General features: G+C 72.1%; 14 protein-coding genes. 8 read left to right on the plus strand and 6 right to left on the minus strand.

The window, feature by feature from the left end:
* Positions 1-122: 122 nt before the first annotated feature.
* Entirely contained in the window at positions 123-542 is a 420-nt protein-coding gene (locus ABTW72_RS30430; protein WP_091406692.1) for a protein-tyrosine phosphatase family protein, read from the plus strand.
* Between the two features lie 381 nt (positions 543-923).
* Here the strand turns inward: ABTW72_RS30430 and ABTW72_RS30435 are convergent, their stop codons facing one another.
* Positions 924-3,218 (minus strand): ATP-binding cassette domain-containing protein, encoded by a 2,295-nt coding sequence (locus ABTW72_RS30435; RefSeq protein ID WP_350864781.1) that lies wholly within the window; start codon positions 3,216-3,218, stop codon positions 924-926.
* A 166-nt stretch (positions 3,219-3,384) separates the two neighbouring features.
* Here ABTW72_RS30435 and ABTW72_RS30440 point away from each other — a divergent pair, with 166 nt between their 5' ends.
* The 3 genes from ABTW72_RS30440 to ABTW72_RS30450 all read left to right on the plus strand — a co-directional run bounded on the left by ABTW72_RS30440 (position 3,385) and on the right by ABTW72_RS30450 (position 6,288).
* Positions 3,385-4,113, plus strand: a complete 729-nt coding sequence (locus ABTW72_RS30440; RefSeq protein WP_350864784.1) for a MerR family transcriptional regulator — start codon at positions 3,385-3,387, stop codon at positions 4,111-4,113.
* A gap of 47 nt (positions 4,114-4,160) precedes the next feature.
* Entirely contained in the window at positions 4,161-5,369 is a 1,209-nt protein-coding gene (locus ABTW72_RS30445) for a D-alanyl-D-alanine carboxypeptidase family protein (protein WP_350864787.1), read from the plus strand.
* 70 nt (positions 5,370-5,439) lie between these two features.
* Positions 5,440-6,288 carry a peptidylprolyl isomerase gene (locus ABTW72_RS30450; protein ID WP_350864790.1) on the plus strand — a complete coding sequence of 283 codons (849 nt, stop codon included), beginning with the start codon at positions 5,440-5,442 and terminating at the stop codon, positions 6,286-6,288.
* Between the two features lie 126 nt (positions 6,289-6,414).
* Here ABTW72_RS30450 and ABTW72_RS30455 read toward each other — a convergent pair whose 3' ends face one another.
* A complete protein-coding gene (locus ABTW72_RS30455; RefSeq protein WP_350864793.1) occupies positions 6,415-7,452 on the minus strand; it encodes a LacI family DNA-binding transcriptional regulator in 1,038 nt (345 codons plus the stop codon).
* A gap of 240 nt (positions 7,453-7,692) precedes the next feature.
* On the opposite strand from ABTW72_RS30455, the gene ABTW72_RS30460 reads away from it, so the two are divergent.
* The gene (locus tag ABTW72_RS30460; protein ID WP_350864795.1) at positions 7,693-8,535 is read left to right on the plus strand and encodes a M15 family metallopeptidase; all 843 of its coding nucleotides are present in this window, start codon (positions 7,693-7,695) and stop codon (positions 8,533-8,535) included.
* Positions 8,536-8,553: 18 nt separating this feature from the next.
* Here the strand turns inward: ABTW72_RS30460 and ABTW72_RS30465 are convergent, their stop codons facing one another.
* Entirely contained in the window at positions 8,554-9,741 is a 1,188-nt protein-coding gene (locus ABTW72_RS30465; protein WP_350864798.1) for a spore photoproduct lyase family protein, read from the minus strand.
* Between the two features lie 158 nt (positions 9,742-9,899).
* Between ABTW72_RS30465 and ABTW72_RS30470 the strand changes: the two genes are divergently transcribed.
* Positions 9,900-11,207 (plus strand): RICIN domain-containing protein, encoded by a 1,308-nt coding sequence (locus tag ABTW72_RS30470; RefSeq protein WP_350864801.1) that lies wholly within the window; start codon positions 9,900-9,902, stop codon positions 11,205-11,207.
* Here ABTW72_RS30470 and ABTW72_RS30475 read toward each other — a convergent pair.
* Positions 11,202-12,209: a helix-turn-helix transcriptional regulator gene (locus ABTW72_RS30475; RefSeq protein WP_350864804.1), complete on the minus strand. Its 1,008-nt coding sequence runs from the start codon at positions 12,207-12,209 to the stop codon at positions 11,202-11,204. The two genes, ABTW72_RS30470 and ABTW72_RS30475, sit on opposite strands and share 6 nt — an antisense overlap.
* A 182-nt stretch (positions 12,210-12,391) precedes the next feature.
* Here ABTW72_RS30475 and ABTW72_RS30480 point away from each other — a divergent pair, with 182 nt between their 5' ends.
* Together ABTW72_RS30480 and ABTW72_RS30485 are read left to right on the plus strand one after the other, a co-directional pair.
* Positions 12,392-14,389: a GTP-binding protein gene (locus ABTW72_RS30480; protein ID WP_350864807.1), complete on the plus strand. Its 1,998-nt coding sequence runs from the start codon at positions 12,392-12,394 to the stop codon at positions 14,387-14,389.
* Positions 14,390-14,725: 336 nt separating this feature from the next.
* Positions 14,726-15,925 carry an RtcB family protein gene (locus tag ABTW72_RS30485; protein WP_350864810.1) on the plus strand — a complete coding sequence of 400 codons (1,200 nt, stop codon included), beginning with the start codon at positions 14,726-14,728 and terminating at the stop codon, positions 15,923-15,925.
* A 42-nt stretch (positions 15,926-15,967) separates the two neighbouring features.
* On the opposite strand, the gene ABTW72_RS30490 is transcribed toward ABTW72_RS30485, so the two are convergent.
* Positions 15,968-16,759 carry a maleylpyruvate isomerase family mycothiol-dependent enzyme gene (locus tag ABTW72_RS30490; RefSeq protein WP_350864813.1) on the minus strand — a complete coding sequence of 264 codons (792 nt, stop codon included), beginning with the start codon at positions 16,757-16,759 and terminating at the stop codon, positions 15,968-15,970.
* A gap of 109 nt (positions 16,760-16,868) precedes the next feature.
* The gene (locus ABTW72_RS30495) at positions 16,869-18,362 is read right to left on the minus strand and encodes an MFS transporter (RefSeq protein ID WP_350864816.1); all 1,494 of its coding nucleotides are present in this window, start codon (positions 18,360-18,362) and stop codon (positions 16,869-16,871) included.
* Positions 18,363-18,382: the final 20 nt, after the last annotated feature.

Genomic DNA, 18,382 nt, shown 5'->3' on the forward strand with positions numbered 1-18,382 from the left:
GCCGCGTCGTGCCACTCGCCTAGAGGCGACCTGCACACCGACACCAGCGCCGCCCCCGGCCCACCGGCCGGGGGCGGCGCTGTCTGTGCTCATCCGTCAGAGCGTCGCGGCACAATGACCGGGTGACTGACGCACAGCCGTGGTCCGAGCAGTCGGGCGTACTCGTACTCCCCAGTGGGGCGACGGTGCGCGGACGCCGCGTCGCTGCCGCGACCTCGCCCGCCGACTTCGCCGTGCTGCTGGCACCTGGTCCGGAACCGGCCTGGCCGCACCGACGAATCCGGTGGCCCGATTTCTGGGTGCCGCTCGACCGCGCCGAAGCTCTCGACGTCCTACGGGAGGCGCTGCGACGAGCCCACGACGGTGAACGCGTCGAGGTGGCCTGTCGGGGCGGGGTGGGTCGCACCGGAACGGCCCTGGCCGCGCTGGCGATCCTCGACGGTCTGCCGGTCGAGCGGGCGGTGCCGTGGGTGCGGGCCGGCTACCACCCGAAGGCGGTGGAGACCCCCTGGCAGCGGCGCTGGCTGCGCCGCGTCACCTGACACCGCCGCCGGACCGTGGCCGCCAGCCGGAGCGCCGCCGGACCGGAGAATCGACGGCGTTCACCTGACACCGCTGCGGACCGCCGCCGCCAGCCCGAGCGCCGCCGGACCGGACCATCGACGGCGTCACCTGCCACCGCCGCGGACCGCGGCCGCCAGCCGGAGCGCCACCGGACCACCGACGGCGTCACCTGACACCGCCGCCCGGAGCGCGGCCGCCGGACCGCCGCCCCGGAGCGGCGTCGGCCGGGCCGCCGTCGCTCGTGCCAGGCGCCCGTGACGCCGCGTCAGCGGCCGCCGCCGCTGGCACCGCCGGACCCCAGCCGCTCGTGCCGAGCACCCGCCGCCGTTGTCCTCCGGCCGGTGGCGGGGCAGCGGGGGTCAGCCGTGGTCGATCACCGCCGGGTCGTTGACGTACTCGCGGAGGTGCTTGGCGGTGAGGGTGTCGCCGGTGGCGACCAGTTCGGCCGGTGTGCCGGTGAAGACGACGTGGCCACCGTCGTGACCGGCGCCGGGGCCGAGGTCGATGAGCCAGTCGGCGTGTGCCATGACCGCCTGGTGGTGCTCGATGACGATCACCGTGTTTCCGGCGTCGACCATCCGGTCGAGCAGGGCCAACAGTTGGTCCACGTCGGCCAGGTGCAGGCCTGTGGTCGGCTCGTCCAGGACGTACGTGGTGGTCTTCTCGGCCAGGTGGATGGCGAGCTTGAGTCGTTGCCGTTCCCCGCCGGACAGGGTGGTCAGTGGCTGGCCGAGGCTGAGGTAGCCCAGCCCGACGTCGACCAACCGGCCGAGGATGAGGTGCGCCGCCCCGCTGGGGAAGAACGCGTACGCCTCGGTGACCGACATGGTCAGCACCTCGTGAATGTTCTTGCCGCGCAGCGTGTACGTGAGCACCTCGTCGGTGAAGCGCCGCCCCTCGCACCGTTCGCAGACGCTCGCGACGCCGGCCATCATGGCCAGGTCGGTGTAGATGAGGCCGATTCCCTTGCAGGTCGGGCAGGCGCCCTCGGAGTTGGCGCTGAACAGCGCGGCCTTGACCCCGTTGGCCTTGGCGAAGGCGGTGCGGATCGGGTCGAGCAGCCCGCTGTAGGTGGCCGGGTTGCTGCGTCGTGAGCCACGGATCGGGGACTGGTCGACAATGACGACCCCGGACCGGCCGCGCAGCGACCCGTGGATCAGTGAACTCTTGCCGGAGCCGGCCACGCCGGTGACCACGGTGAGGACCCCGAGCGGGATGTCCACGTCCACGTCGCGCAGGTTGTGCAGGTCGGCCTGGCGGATGGCGAGCTGCCCGGTGGGTTGGCGTACCGCCTCGCGCACTCTCACCCGGTGGTCCAGGTGCCGCCCGGTGAGCGTGTCGGAGCGGCGCAGGCCGGGGATGTCGCCGGTGAAGCAGATCCGACCACCGTCGGCGCCGGCGCCCGGTCCGAGGTCGACCACGTGGTCGGCGATGGCGATGGTCTCCGGTTTGTGTTCCACCACCAGCACGGTGTTGCCCTTGTCGCGCAGCCGCAGCAGCAGGTCGTTCATCCGGGCGATGTCGTGCGGGTGCAGGCCGACGGTGGGTTCGTCGAAGACGTACGTGACGTCGGAGAGGCTGGAGCCGAGGTGCCGGACCATCTTCACCCGTTGCGCCTCGCCGCCGGAGAGGGTTGCCGACTCACGGTCCAGGCTGAGGTAGCCCAGACCGATCTCGACCAGGGAGTCCAGCAGGTCGCGAAGGTTGGCGACGAGCGGCGCGGCCCCCGGGTCGTCGACGGTACGGACGAACGCGGCCAGGTCGCTGATCTGCATGGTCGAGCAGTCGGCGATGTTGAGCCCGGCGATCCGTGACGACAGGGCCGCCGCGTTGAGTCGGGTGCCGCCGCAGTCGCCGCAGCTGGTGAAGGTGACCGCCCGGTCGACGAAGGCGCGGATGTGCGGTTGCATCGACTCGCGGTCCTTGCTCAGGAGGAGCCGCTTGACCTTGACGGCCAGACCCTCGTACGTCCAGGTGTTGCTGCCGACCTTGATCTTGGTGGCCGGCTTGTGCAGGAAGTCCTCCCACTGTTGCGGGGTGAAGTCCTGGAGTTTGACGTCCGGGTCGAACAGGCCGGAGCCGACGATGGTCTGCCAGTACCAGGAGTCGACAGCGAAGTTGGGCACGGTGATCGCGCCGTCGTTGAGGGAGCGTTCGACGTCGACCAACTCGTTGATGTCGAGGTCGGAGACCCGGCCCAGCCCTTCGCAGGTGGGGCACATGCCCTCGGGCAGGTTGAAGCTGAAGGCCCCGGCGCCGCCGATGGACGGCTGGCCGAGCCGGCTGAAGAGGATCCGCAGCATGGCGTACGCGTCGGTGGCGGTGCCGACGGTGGAGCGGGAGTTGACTCCCATGCGTTCCTGGTCGACGACGATGGCCGCGCTGAGGTTGCGCAGCGAGTCGACGTCCGGACGGTTGAGGTTCGGCATGAACGACTGGAGGAACGCGCTGTAGGTCTCGTTGATCATGCGCTGGGACTCGGCGGCGATGGTGCCGAAGACCAGCGACGACTTGCCCGACCCGGAGACACCGGTGAAGACGGTCAACCGGCGTTTGGGGATGTCGACCGAGACGTTGGCGAGGTTGTTCTCCCGCGCCCCGCGTACCTCGATCATGTCGTGGCTGTCGGCGGCGGACCATGCTGGCTGCGACATACGAACCCTTCACGGAATCGTGGCGGGACTTTGCCCCGCCGAGCACTGGCGGGTTCCATTGTCTCATTCATCCCCATGTAGAGACTTTCGCCGAGATCCCGGCGCAGGGTTCACCAGCACGTCCCGGAAAGTCTCAAATCACGTCGTAAGCGGTACGGTGGCTCGCGTGGACGTCGCCTCGAAGGATCGGCTGCGCGCCGTGGACCTGGCGGCCACCGTCGGGATCTCGGTGCAGCAGGTGCGCAACTACGTCGAGTTGGGGGTGCTGCCGCCGGTGCGCCGCACCGCCAGCGGCTACCGGATCTTCACCAGCGAGCACGCCCGCGCGCTGACCGTGGCGCGGCGGTTGGCCGAGGGGCACGGCTGGAGCCGTACCCGGGAGATCATGGCGGCGGTGCACCAGGGTGACCTGCCGGCGGCCCTGGCGGCGCTCGACGGCGGCCATGCCGAGCTGGACCGGGAACGCGCCGAGATCCGCCGGGTGCTCGGCGCCTTCGAGACCGTGCTGGCCAGCCCGCCGGCGGCCCGGCCCGCGCCGCGCCACGGCGCCCGCATCGGCGAGGTCGCCGCCCTGGTCGGGGTGCGGACCTCGCAGCTGCGGCTGTGGGAGGAGCGCGAGCTGCTGCGGCCGCGCCGCACCCCGGGCACCAACTACCGGGTGTACGACGAGGCGGAGCTACGCGCGGCGCAGGTCATCGCGTTGCTGCGCCGGGGCGCGTACCCCTTCGAGATCATCGCCGCGGTGCTGGGCGAACTGCGGACCACCGGTAGCGCCCAGCGGGTCCGCGCCGAGCTGGCCCGCCGCGAGCAGGAGTTGCACACCCGCAGCCTGCGCCGGCTGCGGGGCAGCGCCGCGCTGCACGACTACCTGCGCGGTCGCGGCGACGCGGGTTGACCGGCATCCCGTCCCGCAGGGCGACCTTCCTGGCTAGGGTCGGGCACATGAGAGCTGCGCTGCTGGCGGCCACGACGTCCGCCGTCCTGCTCGCTCCCGTGCCGGTCGGTGCGACGGGAGCGTCCGCCGCGCCGACGGTGCGCTGTCCCCGGGTCCCGGTGCCGGCGGCGTCCCGCCCACCCCGGCCGTCGCCCCCACCCGCCGTTCCCGAGCAACGGATGATCGGCGGCGCGGCCCTGGACACGGCCGGCCTGGTCGTGCCGGCCGGCGTCGCCGCGCCGCCGAGGGTCACCGCCACGTCGTGGCTGGTCGCCGACCTGGACAGCGGCCAGGTGCTCGGCGGCTGCGGTCCGCACGAGTACGGCACACCGGCGAGCGTGCAGAAGCTCCTGCTGGCGGCCACGATGCTGCCCAGACTCGACCCGAAGCAGACGGTCACCGTCACCGACGCGGACATGAACATCGAACCCGGCTCCTCGGCCGTGGGCCTGGTCGCGGGCGGCCGGTACACCATCGAGACCATCTGGCTCGGGTTGCTGCTCAACTCCGGCAACGAGGCCGCCAACGCGCTGGCCCGACTCGGCAGCGGGACGGACAGCGCCGCCGGCGTGCGCGCCATGAACGAGCAGGCGCACCACCTCGGCGCGCTCCAGACGCACGCGGTCACCGCGTCCGGGCTGGACGGCAAGGGGCAGTTCACCAGCGCGTACGACCTGGCGTTGATCGCCCGGGCCTGCTTCGCCGAGCCGACCTTCCGCCGGTACGCGCTGACCGAGCAGACGTCGATTCCGGCCCAGCCGGCGCAACGCACCAAGGGCTTCGAGATCCAGAACGAGAACCAGCTCATCTACCGGTACCCGGGGGCGCTCGGCGGCAAGACCGGCTTCACCGACCTGGCCCGGCACACCTACGTGGGGGCGGCGGAACGCGGCGGACGGCGGCTGGTGGTGACCCTGCTGGGTGCCGAATCGGCGCCGGTGCGCGGCTGGGAGCAGGGCGCCGCCCTCCTGGACTGGGGCTTCACGTTGCCCCGGGACGCCGCCGTGGGTCGACTGGTCGAGCCCGGCGAGCTGACCGCCACCCCGTCGGCGGCGCCGTCCGCGTTGGCGGCACCCGGGGCGCCCCGACCGGCGGCGGCCAGCGGGCCCGCGCGTACCGGCTCGGAGTGGCTCTGGTCGGTGACCGCGGTGAGCGGCGCGACAGTGGTGGCGTTGTGGGGCGGCCTGCTGTGGCGGCGTCGCCGCCGGATGCCCTGACGGATCGACATCGGGCGCCGCCATCCATAGACTCCGGTCTTTCTGGCACCACCAGTCCAGGAGGATCCCTGTGTCGAGTGAACTCGAACCGCGCCCCGCAGTGGCGGCACCCCGCCGGCCGGTGCGCGCCCTGACCCGCCTCGCGGGGGTGACAGTGCTCGCCGGGGCGCTGGTCGTCGGCTCGTCCGCCACCGCGCTCGCCGCCCCGGGCCCGTCGGCCGACACGGTGCGCGTCTCCGCCGCGCCGCCCGCCGCTGCCGACGCCGCCACCCGACCACCGCGCACCACCCACGGCCCGTGCGCGTACACCGAGACCCCGGACGAACCAGCGGCCCGGCCGGTGCCGCTGCCCCCCGACCCGCGGCGCACCCCGGCCCGGGGCAGCGTCCGGGTGACCCTGGCGACCAACCACGGGCCGATCGGGCTGACAGTGGACCGGGCCGCCGCGCCGTGCACGGTGCAGAGCTTCCTGCACCTGGTGAGCAAGCGGTTCTACGACCGCACCCCGTGCCACCGGCTCACCGCGTACCCGACGCTGAGCGTGCTGCAGTGCGGTGACCCGTCCGGCACCGGTGAGGGCGGTCCCGGCTACCGGTACCGCGACGAGTTGCCGACCGACCTGCCGCCCGCGCCCACCGACCCGACCGGGGAGCGCCGGGTGTACGCCCGGGGTGTGCTGGCCATGGCCAACGCCGGGCCGGACACCAACGGCAGCCAGTTCTTCCTGGTCTACGCCAACTCCGCGCTGCGACCCAACTACACGATCTTCGGCGAGGTCGACGGGGCCGGCCTGGCCACGCTGGACCGGATCGCCGCCGGGGGAGTGGCACCGACCGCCGAGGACCCGGCACCGGTCGACGGCGCGCCCGCACTGCCGGTGACCATCCGCAAGGCCGTCCGCTGGCACCACCACCATTGACAGAGCGGCGCGGTGGGTGACCGTCGGTCGCTCACCGCGCCCGCCCGGGGCGGCGTACGCCCCCGGCCGTAATTTTCGGGAACGGACCGGAACCGGTCCAACCGGTTTCCGACGCAGTTCCAGCCGTCACGCCGAGGCGGGCGACCCGGTCAGCGGGGCGGCGGTGCTGTCCCGGACGACCAACTCGGTGGCGAGTTCCACCCGGGGCGAGTCGATGCCCTCGCCCTGGGCCAGGCGCAGCACGGTCCGGGCGGCCAACCGTCCCATCTCGACCAACGGTTGGCGCACTGTGGTCAGTGGCGGTGAGGCCCAGCGGGCTTCCGGCAGGTCGTCGAACCCCACCACGCTCACGTCGTCCGGCACGCGGAGCCCCCGGCGCCGGATGGCCTCGTAGACGCCGAAGGCCATCTGGTCGCTGGAAGCGAAGATGCCGGTCGGCGGGTCGGCGAGGTCGAGCAGCGCGGTCCCGCCGGCGAAACCGGAGGCGTGGTAGAAGTCGCCCGGGTAGATCAGCGCGTCGTCCACCGGCACCCCGGCGGCCTCCAGCCCGGCCCGGTAACCGTCGAGCCGGGCCCGGCTGCACAGCAGGTGCGTCGGCCCGGCCACGAAACCGATCCGCCGGTGCCCGATCGCGAGCAGGTGTTCGGTCGCGGCGAGCCCGCCGGCCCAGTTGGTGGCGCCGATCGTGGGCACGTCCATGGCCGGCACCCCGGCCGGGTCCACGACCACCACCGGCACGTTGAGGCGACGCAGTTGCGCGTGCAGCGGCGGGCTCAGGTGCGAGGTCACGAAGATGACGCCGTCGGTGGCCCGGGTACGCAGGTTCTGCAACCACTGCCGGGCCGCCGTGGGCTGCCGGTGGATCGCGGAGACCACGGTGCCGACGCCCGCGCCGTGCCCGACATCCTCCACACCCCGGATGATCTCCACGGCCCAGGGGCTGTCCAGGTCGTTGAAGACCAGGTCGACGAGACCGGCACGACGAACGCTGCGGCTGGTGCGACGCCGGTAGCCGTGGTGGCGCAACAACTCCTCGACCCGCTCGCGGGTGTCCGGGGCCACATCGGAGCGCCCGTTGAGCACCCGTGACACGGTCGGCACCGACACCCCGGCCTCCCGTGCGATCGCGGTGATGGTCACCCTGCGTCCGTCGTCCGCGCCCACCCGCGTCTCCTTCACCGAGCCGGAGGAGCGACCCACATGACGTCGCCCACCGTGTGTCCCGAAACGGCGTGCCCGTTCCACGCGTCATCTTGCCTCACCGACGGGGGTTGACGACATGCCAGGTCGATCGAAGCTTCGCTTGAGTTGCGGAAAAGTTCCGGAGTTTTTCCGGTTACTTTCGGTCGGTCGACCACATGGATCCTGGGATGGTGCCCCCAGCCGGGCTGATAGACAGGAGTCGTGCGCTACCGCCTGGCCGTCGTGCTCGCGCTCGCCACGCTGCTCGGCGGCTGCTCACGGCCGGAGCGCCGCCCCGCGCCGGCCACGTCGCAGCCGACGTCGGCGAGTCCCACACCCGCGCCGGCCCCGTCCACCTCCGGGGCCGCCCCGCTGCCGGGGTTCGTGGTGCTGACCGACCTCGACCCGCGCATCCACGCCGACATCCGGTACGCCACCCCGCACAACTTCGTCGGCCGACCGATCACCGGCTACCGCGAGCCGCTGTGCCTGCTCACCCGGCAGGCGGCCGAGGCGTTGCGCCGCGTACAGGACGCCGCGCTGGCCGGCGGGCACAGCCTCAAGGTGTACGACTGCTACCGCCCGCAGCCGGCGGTGGACGACTTCGTCGCCTGGTCGAAGCGCCCCGGTGAGCAGCAGACCAAGGCCGAGTTCTACCCGGACCTGGCCAAGAACCGGCTCTTCGCCGACGGTTACATCGGCGCGCCCACCGCGCACAGCCGCGGCAGCACCCTGGACCTGACCCTGGTCGACGAGCCCGCCGCCAGCCAACCTCCGTACCGGGTCGGGCAACCGCTGGTCGCCTGCACCGCGCCGCGCGGGCAGCGCTTCGCGGACAACAGCATCGACATGGGTACGGGCTTCGACTGTTTCGACTCGCGGGCGCACACCGCCGACCCCCGCATCACCGGGACGGCGCGGGACAACCGTCGCTTGTTGCAGCGGCTGATGACCGACGCCGGCTTCGTCAACTACGACCGCGAGTGGTGGCACTACAGCCTGCGCGACGAGCCGTACCCGGACACGTTCTTCGCCGCCCCGGTCGCCCGCGCCTCGGTCGGCTGACCCGCCCTGGGCGCGAGGTCAGGTCCAGTAGAGGATTCGGCAGGCTGGCACGCGGGCGGTCAGTTCGGCGGTGAACCAGTCGCGCAGCTCGGCCATCTGCTCGCGGGGGTAGACGTACTTCACCGCGCCGAACCTGCCGTGCCTGCGGGTACGGGACTCCTCGTCCATCTCCAGCCGGGTGCGCGGGTACCAGCCGAGCAGCACCTCCTTGCTGCCCGGCGTGAACCGGTGGGTGATCAGCTCGGCGGTCAGGTCCAGGTCCGGTACCCCGTCGACCGCCGCGCGGACCTGGTCGAGCAGTTCGCCGTAGCGCTCCCGCCAGTCCGGCATCGCGATGATCGGCGCGATGGTCAGCCCGACCGGGTAGCCGTCGAGGGCGAGCCGACGCAGCGCGGCCAGCCGGTCCGCCACCCGGGCGGTGCCGCCTTCGAACCGTTCGCTCACCGGGGCGCAGTTGACGCTGAAGCGGACCCGGGTCCGACCGGCGTGCGGCAGCCCCACGAAGGTGTCCACATCGGCGAACTTGGTGGTCCAGCGCAGTTGCACCGGGGCGTCCCAGTCGGCGAAGTGCTGCACCGCGCGCCGCCAACTGCCGGTCAGGTGCTCCAGGGCGAGCGGGTCGGTGTAGCAGGACGCCTCGAAGGTGGTGCCCTCGTCGGCGCGCCGCGCGCTGCGGCTGGTCACCGTTCCGCGCCCGGCGTACGCCGCCAGCCCGGCCAGGATGTCGTCGAGGTCCGCGTACACCCGGGTCACCGGTGGGCCGGACAGGGAACCGGCGAGGTAGCAGTACTGGCAGTGCGCCGGGCAGCCCTCGGCCAGGTCGACCCGCCAGTCCGCGCTGGGCGCGATGGGTTGCAGGACACGCCGCGAGGGCGGGCTCACCACGATCGCCATCGTCGACTTGGCCCGGGCGTAGGTCTCCCGGTCGGTCTGCCCGCGTACCCCGGTGAGCCGGTTGGCGCGCAGGTGTTCCACCTCGATGCCGAGTGCCCGCACCCGCTCGACGATTCGTCGGCCGTGTGGGTGGTCGAGCGCGGCGGGGGTGGCCACCACCCGGCTCGGGGTCCAGCGGCGTGCCGACCGGGCCGGCGGCGCGAGGCCGGCCAGGTCGCGGGTCGGCACCCGTTCGCCACTGGCGTCGTGCGGCGCGGCGGGTACGTCCACGGCGAGCGGCTGGTCGACGTCGACGGCGTCCGGGCTGGTCATCCGGCCGGGGTACCCGTTGCCGCAGGAATCCCACCCGATCGGCCGCCCCGTGATTGACGCCGCCCAACCGGAGCGCATAACCTCTCATCTATCTGTAAACCTTGTGAACAGATGCACATCGACGCGGCGGCGCGCGTCCCGACCGAAGGGACGATCAGGTGATCGCAGAACTCTCCTCCCGTACCAGACGGATCCTCTCGTTGTTCGTCGCCCTGGTCGTCGCGTCGACCGCCGGTCTCGCGATCAACGCCTCGCGCAGTGCGCAGGCCGCGCCGACGTTCAAGGTCCTGGCCTTCTACAACGGGACCTGGGACGCCGCGCACATCGACTTCGTCAGGGACGCCCGGGCCTGGTTCCCGCAGGCCGCCGCCCAGCACGGTTTCTCCTGGGAGGCCACCAACAACTGGGGTCTGCTGAACACCGCCAACCTGGCCCAGTACAAGGTCGTCATGTTCCTGGACGACGCGCCGCCCACCGCGCAGCGAGCCGCGTTCCAGCAGTACATGCAGAACGGCGGGGCGTGGCTGGGCTTCCACGTCAGCGCGTGGACCGACAACCCGTCGAGCTGGAGCTGGTACTACAACACCTTCCTCGGCACCGGCTCGTTCCAGACGAACACCTGGGGACCCACCCGGGTCACAATGCGCGCCGACAACCGCACCCACGCCGCCACCCGGAACCTCCCAGCGACGTTCCCGTCGTCGATCAGCGAGTGGTACTCCTGGAGCAACGACCTGCGGCAGAACCCCAACATCGACATCCTCGCCTCGGTCGACCCGTCCAGCTTCCCGGTCGGCACGGACCCCAACCAGTCCTGGTACGGCGGCTACTACCCGCTCGTCTGGAGCAACCGGCAGTACAAGATGCTCTACGCCAACTTCGGTCACAACGCGATGAACTACAGCACCGACACCGGGCTGTCCTCCACCTTCGACAGCCCGCAACAGAACCAACTGCTGATCGACGGGCTGCACTGGCTGGCCGGCGTCGGCACCGTCCCACCGACCACGCCCCCGCAGTCCGACGGCATCTCGCCGACCGCCTGGCACACAGTGGTCAACCGGGGCAACGGCAAGTGCGTGGACGCCCGGGCCGCGGCCAGCGCGAACGGCACGGCCATCCAGCAGTACGCGTGCAACAGCAGCACCGCGCAGCAGTACCAGTTCGTGCCGACCAGCGGCGGGTACCTGCGGGTCAACAACCGCAACAACAGCGCCCAGGTGCTCGACGTGACGAACCGGTCGACCGCCGACTCTGCGCCGATCCAGCTCTGGTCCTACAGCGGCGGAAACAACCAGCAGTGGCGGGCCGAGCCCGAGGGCGGCGGCTACTACCGCCTGGTCAACCGCTCCAGCGGAAAGTGCCTCGACGTGCCGGGAGCGTCCACGGCGGACAGCGTCCAGCTCGTCCAGTACACCTGCAACGGCACCGCGGCGCAGTCCTTCCGGCTGGTGCCGCAGTCATAGCTCCACCGCCACGTCCGCGCCGGGGTGAACCGCGACCAGCCCCGGCGCGGGCCCGGCGGCGCGAGCGAACCGGGCGGCGACGTCCCGGATGACGGCGCGCAGCTCCGGTGGGTCGAGGACGTCGAAGTCGACAGCCAGGGTGCCGAGGAAGGCAGCCAGATTGCCCAGCGACTCCCCGCCGGTGTGCAGCAGGCAGGCCCGCTCGTCGATCGCCTCCAGCAGGCCCGCCGTGGTGGGGATCCGCTGCGCCATGGTCTCGGCCGAGGCGTGCAGGCGTACCCGGGCGGGGTGTGGCCAGGCCGCGGAGCCGACGCCGCGCAGCACGTGCGCGACCGCGTCGCCGCCTGGCGGCTCCCGCGGCGCGAAGCGGGGACCGGTCGGCACCCGGGGCTGGATCCGGTCGGCGCGGAACGTCCGCCAGTCGGCCCGGTCGATGTCCCACCCCAGCAGGTACCACCGCCGCCCGGTGTAGACCAGACGGTACGGCTCGACATCGCGCACGCTGACCGTGCCGTCATGGCCGGCGTAGTCGAACCGCAGCCGCTCCCGGCGGTGCGCAGCCGTGGAGACGGCGGTGAGCGTGTCGGCGTCCACTGTCGGGCCACCGCCGGCGGCGGAGACCGTCGCCGAGCGAAGGGCGTCCACCCGGTGCCGCAGCCGTGACGGCAGCGACTGCTCCAGCTTGGCCAGCGCCCGCAGCGAGGTCTCCTCGATGCCGGTCACCGAGCCGCCAGCCGCCGCCCGCAGCCCGACGGCCACCGCCACGGCCTCGTCGTCGTCGAGCAGCAGCGGTGGCAGCGCCGACCCGGCACCGAGCCGGTAGCCGCCGGCGACTCCCGGGTGTGACTCGATCTGGTAGCCCAGCACCCGCAGCCGCTCCACATCGGTTCGTACCGTGCGGGTGGTGACCGCGAGCCGTTCGGCCAGCTCCGCGCCGGACCACTCCCGGCGGACCTGCAAGAGAGTCAGCAGCCGCAGCAGCCGCACCGAGGTCTCCACCATCCCGGCAAGTCTGCCAGCGACCACCGACGGGGTGTGGGAGCGCCGGTTATTCGGTTGCCCGACCCGACGACGGCCTGCTGAACTACCCGAAACCGCCACCAACCTCCAGGGAGCAACAATGCGCGTTGCGTCGATGTCCGACCAGTTGGGATCTGTCGCCTACCTGAAGGACCTGACGCTGCGTGAAAACCCTGAACCTCGGCATCCTGGCTCACGTCGATGCCGGTAAGACCAGCCTGACCGAGCGGCTGTTGCACGACGTTGGTGTGACCGACCAGCTCGGCCGGGTCGACGCGGGCAGCACCCGGACCGACACCCTGGCACTGGAACGGCAACGCGGGATCACCATCCGCTCGGCTGTCGTCTCCTTCGTGCTGGAGGACGTGACCGTCAACCTGATCGACACGCCCGGTCACCCGGACTTCATCGCCGAGGTCGAGCGGGTGCTCGGTGTGCTCGACGGCGCGGTGCTGGTGATCTCCGCGGTGGAGGGGGTGCAGCCGCAGACCCGGGTGCTGATGCGGACTCTGCGCCGGCTGCGCATCCCGACGCTGATCTTCGTCAACAAGGTCGACCGGGCCGGGGCGGACCCCGAGAGGGTCTTCCGGGCGGTCGCGGAGAAGCTCACGCCGACCGTCGTGGCGATGGGCGCGGTGGCGATGCCGGGGACCCGTGGCGCCCACTGCACGACGTACGGCCCCACCGACCTCGCCTTCACCGACCGGCTGCTCGACCTGCTCACCGGCCAGGACGACGTGCTGCTCGCCGACTGGGTGGCGGACACGTCCTCGCTGCCGTACTCACGGCTACGCGCTGCGTTGGCGACGCGGACCGCCCGCGCGCTGGTGCAGCCCGTGTACGCCGGCTCGGCGATCACAGGTGCCGGAGTGGAGGCGCTGATCGCCGGGATCACCGAGCTGCTGCCCACCGTCCAGGGTGACGCCGACGCCCCGGTCTCGGGCACCGTGTTCGCCGTCGAACGGGGTCCAGCCGGAGAGAAGATCGCCCTGGTCCGGCTCTTCGCCGGCACGATCCGGATTCGCGACCGGGTCCGCGTCGGCGCGGTCGACGCTGAACTGGTCACTGCCGTACGGGTCGTCGCCCATGGGGCCGACGTGGTGGCGTCAGCGGTCGAAGCCGGCCACATCGCCCGGTTGTGGGGCCTCAAGCACGCTCGGATCGGCGACCCGGTGGGCGTACCACCCGAACGTGCCGGCACCGACCGCCACTTCGCGCCACCCACCCTGGAGACCGTGGTGGTGCCGACGCGCCCCGCCGACCGGGTCGCGCTGCACGCCGCGCTGACCCAGCTCGCTGAGCAGGACCCGCTCATCAACCTGCGGCAGGACGACCGGCAGCACGAGATCACCGTGTCGCTCTACGGCGAGGTGCAGAAGGAGGTCATCCAGGCCACCCTTGCCGACGACTTCGGCGTGGGGGTGACGTTCCGGGAGACCAGCACGGTGCACGTGGAGCGGGTGTGCGGCGTCGGTGAGGCGGTCGAGGTGATCGCGGTGGCGCCCAACCCGTTCCTGGCCACCGTCGGGCTGCGGATCGCGCCTGCGCCGACCGGTGCCGGCGTGACCTTTCGACTCGGCGTCGAGCTGGGTTCGATGCCACCGGCCTTCTTCACCGCCGTGGAGGAGACCGTGCGCCGAACCCTGCGCCAGGGCCTTCACGGGTGGGAGGTCCCCGACTGCGAGGTGACGATGACCCACGCCGGTTACTGGGCGCGGCAGAGCCATTCCCACGGCACCTTCGACAAGAGCATGTCCAGCACGGCGGGGGACTTCCGCAATCTCACCCCGTTGGTGCTGATGGCCGCACTCGCCCGTGCCGGCACCCGGGTCCACGAGCCGGTACACCGCTTCCGGCTGGAGGTGCCGGGTGACGTCCTCGGCACGCTGCTGCCCGCGCTCACCCGGCTGGACGCGGTGCCGACCGACACCACCGGGCAGGGCGCGTCCTACCTGGTGCAGGGTGAGATCCCGGCCGGTCTGGTGCACGCGCTGGAGCGTCGCCTGCCTGCGCTGACCCGGGGGGAGGGCGTGCTGGAGACCGAGTTCGACTGCTACCGGCCGGTGCGTGGCCCCGTCCCCACGCGGACCCGCTGGGACAACAATCCGCTGGATCGCAAGGAGTATCTGCTGACTGTCGCGCGCCGGGTCGGCGGCCGGTAGCGGCGATATCCATTGCGGACGCGCCCCAGCCCTCCTACTGTCGTCGGTGCACCGTCAACCGAGCAACCCGGAGGGAGTACGCATGTCGCGACGCGTCCGCACCGACGCCCGCTGGCGCCTGCTCCCCGACGGCGCCCCTTTGCAGCTCACCGCCAATACCCGTGCCTACTGCCCATCGCGGCGCAACGAGCCGGGGTGGCGCGACTGACGCCGACGCTGACGCGTCCGTCGGCCGCCCATCCCACCGGGATCGGGCGGCCCTTTCGTATCCGCGCACCGCCGCTGGCGACCACAATCTGATCATTAACGGTCACGGCACGACTGAAGGAGTCCACCATGGGATTCACCCCTCTCGCCGGTACCCGGGCACCGGTCCGGGTCTGGACCGACCCGTACGCCATCGAGCCGCAGGCCGCCAAGCAGCTGCGCAACATCGGCGCGCTGCCCTGGGTGCAGGGTGTCGCCGTGATGCCCGACGTGCACTTCGGCAAGGGCGCCACGGTCGGCTCGGTGATCGCGATGCGGCAGGCCGTCTCTCCGGCCGCGGTCGGCGTCGACATCGGCTGCGGAATGTCGGCGGTCCGTACCTCGCTGACCGCCGCCGACCTGCCGGACGACCTGGCCGGCCTGCGCTCCGCGATCGAGGCCACCATCCCGGTCGGCTTCGCCCAGCGCAAGGACTCGGTCGACACGCGTCGGATCCGGGGCCTGGAGCAGGCCGGCTGGGACGACTTCTGGGGCCGGTTCGCCAGCCTGGACCGGCGGGTGGCGCAGCTGGAGACGCGGGCGCAGCGGCAGATCGGCACTCTCGGCGGGGGCAACCACTTCATCGAGGTCTGCCTGGAGCAGGGCGGCACCGACGAGGGACGGGTCTGGCTGATGCTGCACTCCGGGTCCCGCAACATCGGCAAGGAGCTGGCCGAGCGGCACATCGGAGTGGCCCGGGGGCTGCCGCACAACGCGGACCTTCCGGACCGGGATCTGGCCGTGTTCCTCGCCGGGACGCCGGAGATGGACGCGTACCGGCGGGATCTCTGGTGGGCGCAGGAGTACGCGCGGCGCAACCGGGCGGTCATGCTGGCCCTGCTCTGCGGTGTGGTACGTGAGCACTTCCCGCAGGTCGGCTACGACGACCCGATCAGCTGCCACCACAACTACGTCTCGGAGGAGAGCTACGACGGGGTGGACGTGCTGGTGACCCGCAAGGGCGCCATCCGGGCCGGCCGGGGTGACCTGGGCATCATCCCCGGGTCGATGGGCACCGGGTCGTACATCGTGCGGGGGCGGGGAAACACCGACGCGTACTGCTCGGCGTCGCACGGGGCGGGGCGTCGGATGTCTCGGGCGCAGGCCAAGCGGACGTTCAGCACGGAGGACCTGGCCGCGCAGACCGCCGGGGTGGAGTGCCGTAAGGACGCCGGGGTGGTCGACGAGATCCCCGGCGCGTACAAGGACATCACCGAGGTGATGGCCCAGCAGGAGGACCTGGTCGAGGTGGTCGCGCACCTCAAGCAGGTGGTCTGCGTGAAGGGCTGACGTGCCGTGCGGGCCGGGGAGACCGGCCCGCACGGCCGCTGGTCAGAAGCCGACGAAGACTCGGCGCAGGTCGTCGAGGGTCACCGAGCCGGTCACCTGCACCCCGTCGGGGGTGTGCTGGGGGCCCAACCGCCCGGTGGCCAGCCGCAGCCACGCCTCGGCCGGGGCCACCAGCTCCCCGTCGGGGCGCTCCGGCACGTCGACGATCTCGACCTTCTCGCCCAGCCGCAGCCCGAACGTCCGCTCGGGCGCGTGCAGCCGGACCAGCACCGTGGCCTCCCGGCCGGCCAGTTCCTGCGGTCGGCTGGTCCAGGCCAGCATGCCGCCGATCTGGTCGAGCAGCAGCGCCACCGCACCCGGCGTCACCGCCGCGAACCTGTTGAACGCCACCTCGGCGTCCCACTGGTGCAGGGCGAACTCGCTGAGCCGGAACCGGGCCGCGGTGGCCACGTCGACCGGCTCCGGCAGGAAGCCGAGGTCGATCCGCATCGAGGCCCGGGTGTCGGCGTCCAGCGCCTCGTACGCCTCGACCAGCCGTTCGTTGGTGGCGAGGAACCCGGCGGCGTGCTCGGCCGGGGACATCGCGTCCCAGCGTGCCCAGACGCCACGGTTGAAGTCCCCGTCCGGGCCGGGCGCGCCGGAACGGGCGGCGTCCAGCGTCGCCAGGTTGATCTCGGCGCCGCTGCCCAGGTGGCTCAGCACCTGGGAGACCTGCCACTCGCTGGCCCCCGACGGCCGGAGCAGGTCGTCCTCCTTGAGGTCCCGTACGAGCGCGGCGAGCTCCTCGTGGCCCGCGCGCAGAGCTGTGATGATCTGGTCAGCAGGGGTCGACATGGATCTCCTCAAACGGATTTTCGACGATGGTCGGGACGCTACCGGACGCGGCCGCCGGCCGGCCCACCCCAGGGTCGGGGCGCTCCGGCCGGCGGCCAGGTCGGTCAGCTCAGCCCATGTGCACTGTGTTGCCGGTCGGGATGTCCTCCTTGCGGACCTTCACCAGGACCAGGGTGGCCAGGCCGGCGAGCACGATCAGCGCCGCACCCCAGGCGAAGGCCACCCGGTAGCCGTGCACCAGCGCCTCGACCTGGTTGACCGGGTTCGGCGTCCGGCCGACCAGATAGGCGGCGACAGCGCTGGTGTAGAAGGTGTTCAGCAGCGCGGTGCCGAGCGAGCCGCCGATCTGCTGGGTGGCGTTGAGCGTGGCGCTGGCCGCGCCGGCGTCGTGCTCCGGCACCCCGACCAGGGCGAGGCTGGACAGCGGGACGAAGGTGAAGCCCAGCCCCAGGCCCAGGACGACCTGCGCGGGCAGCAGGTGGGTGAGGAACGAGGTGTCCACGTCGATCTGGGTCAGCACCAGCATGCCCAGGGCGGCGAGCGCCGAACCGGCGACCATCAGCGGCTTGGCACCCAGCCGGGGCATCAGCTGGCTGGCGCCACCCGCGGCGATCAGCACACCGGCGGTGACCGGCAGGGACGCGAGACCGGCTTCGAGGGGCTTGTACTGCAGCACCACCTGGAAGTAGAAGGTCAGGAACAGGAACGCCCCGAAGAGGCCGGCGCCGATCAGCGTCGAGGTGAGGAACGCCCCGCCCCGGTTGCGGTCCAGCAGGATCCGCAGCGGCAGCAGCGGGTGGCTGGAGCGCAGCTCGATCACCACGAAGATGGCGAGCAGCACCAGGCCCGCGGCGATGAAACCGAGCGTCGCGGTGGCGTCCCAGCCGTCCTCGGCGGCCTTGGTGAAGCCGTAGACCAGGGAGACCAGGCCGGCGGTCACCACGATCGCACCGGGCACGTCGTAGCGGGTGTTGCCGTGGGCCCGGCTCTCCGGCACCAGCGGCAGCGCGAAGGCGATGGCGATGGCGGCGACCGGGATGTTGACCAGCAGGCACCAGCGCCAGTCGGCGTACTCGGTGAGCACCCCGCCGAGCAGCAGGCCGACCGCCGACCCACCGCCGGCGATCGCGCCGTACACCGCGAAGGCCTTGGCCCGCTCGGTGGCCTCGGTGAACAGGACGGTGAGCAGCGCCAGCGCGGCCGGGGCGAGCAGCGCGCCGAAGGCGCCCTGCAACGCGCGGGCGGCGAAGAGCATCTCCCCGGTGGTGGCCAGACCGCCCAGGGCGGAGGCGAGCGCGAAACCGGTCATGCCGACCAGGAAGGTGCGCTTGCGCCCCCAGTAGTCGGCGATGCGACCGCCGAGCAGCAGCAGACCACCGAAGGCCAGCGTGTAGGCGGTGATCACCCACTGCCGGTTCGCGTCGGTGATCCCCAGGTCGGCCTGGGCCTGCGGCAGTGCGATGTTCACGATCGTGGCGTCCAGGACGACCATCAGCTGTGAGACCGCGATGACCGCCAGCGCGATCCAGCGCCGCGGGTGCGGTGCGCCTGTCGACGCCCCGGCGTTGGGTGCGCCGGGCGCGGTCGAGGTGGTTCCGGGCATGGTGAAGCCTTCCGTGTTGC

This window comes from Micromonospora sp. NPDC127501 (assembly GCF_040302185.1).
Lineage (GTDB): Bacteria > Actinomycetota > Actinomycetes > Mycobacteriales > Micromonosporaceae > Micromonospora.

Coding starts and splice junctions, on each gene's coding strand:
- ABTW72_RS30495 (WP_350864816.1), bottom strand. CDS start 18,362: ATGCCCGGAACCACCTCGACCGCGCCCGGCGCACCCAACGCCGGGGCG.
- ABTW72_RS30445 (WP_350864787.1), top strand. CDS start 4,161: ATGAGAGCTGCGCTGCTGGCGGCCACGACGTCCGCCGTCCTGCTCGCT.
- ABTW72_RS30465 (WP_350864798.1), bottom strand. CDS start 9,741: ATGACCAGCCCGGACGCCGTCGACGTCGACCAGCCGCTCGCCGTGGAC.
- ABTW72_RS30485 (WP_350864810.1), top strand. CDS start 14,726: ATGGGATTCACCCCTCTCGCCGGTACCCGGGCACCGGTCCGGGTCTGG.
- ABTW72_RS30475 (WP_350864804.1), bottom strand. CDS start 12,209: ATGGTGGAGACCTCGGTGCGGCTGCTGCGGCTGCTGACTCTCTTGCAG.
- ABTW72_RS30435 (WP_350864781.1), bottom strand. CDS start 3,218: ATGTCGCAGCCAGCATGGTCCGCCGCCGACAGCCACGACATGATCGAG.
- ABTW72_RS30490 (WP_350864813.1), bottom strand. CDS start 16,759: ATGTCGACCCCTGCTGACCAGATCATCACAGCTCTGCGCGCGGGCCAC.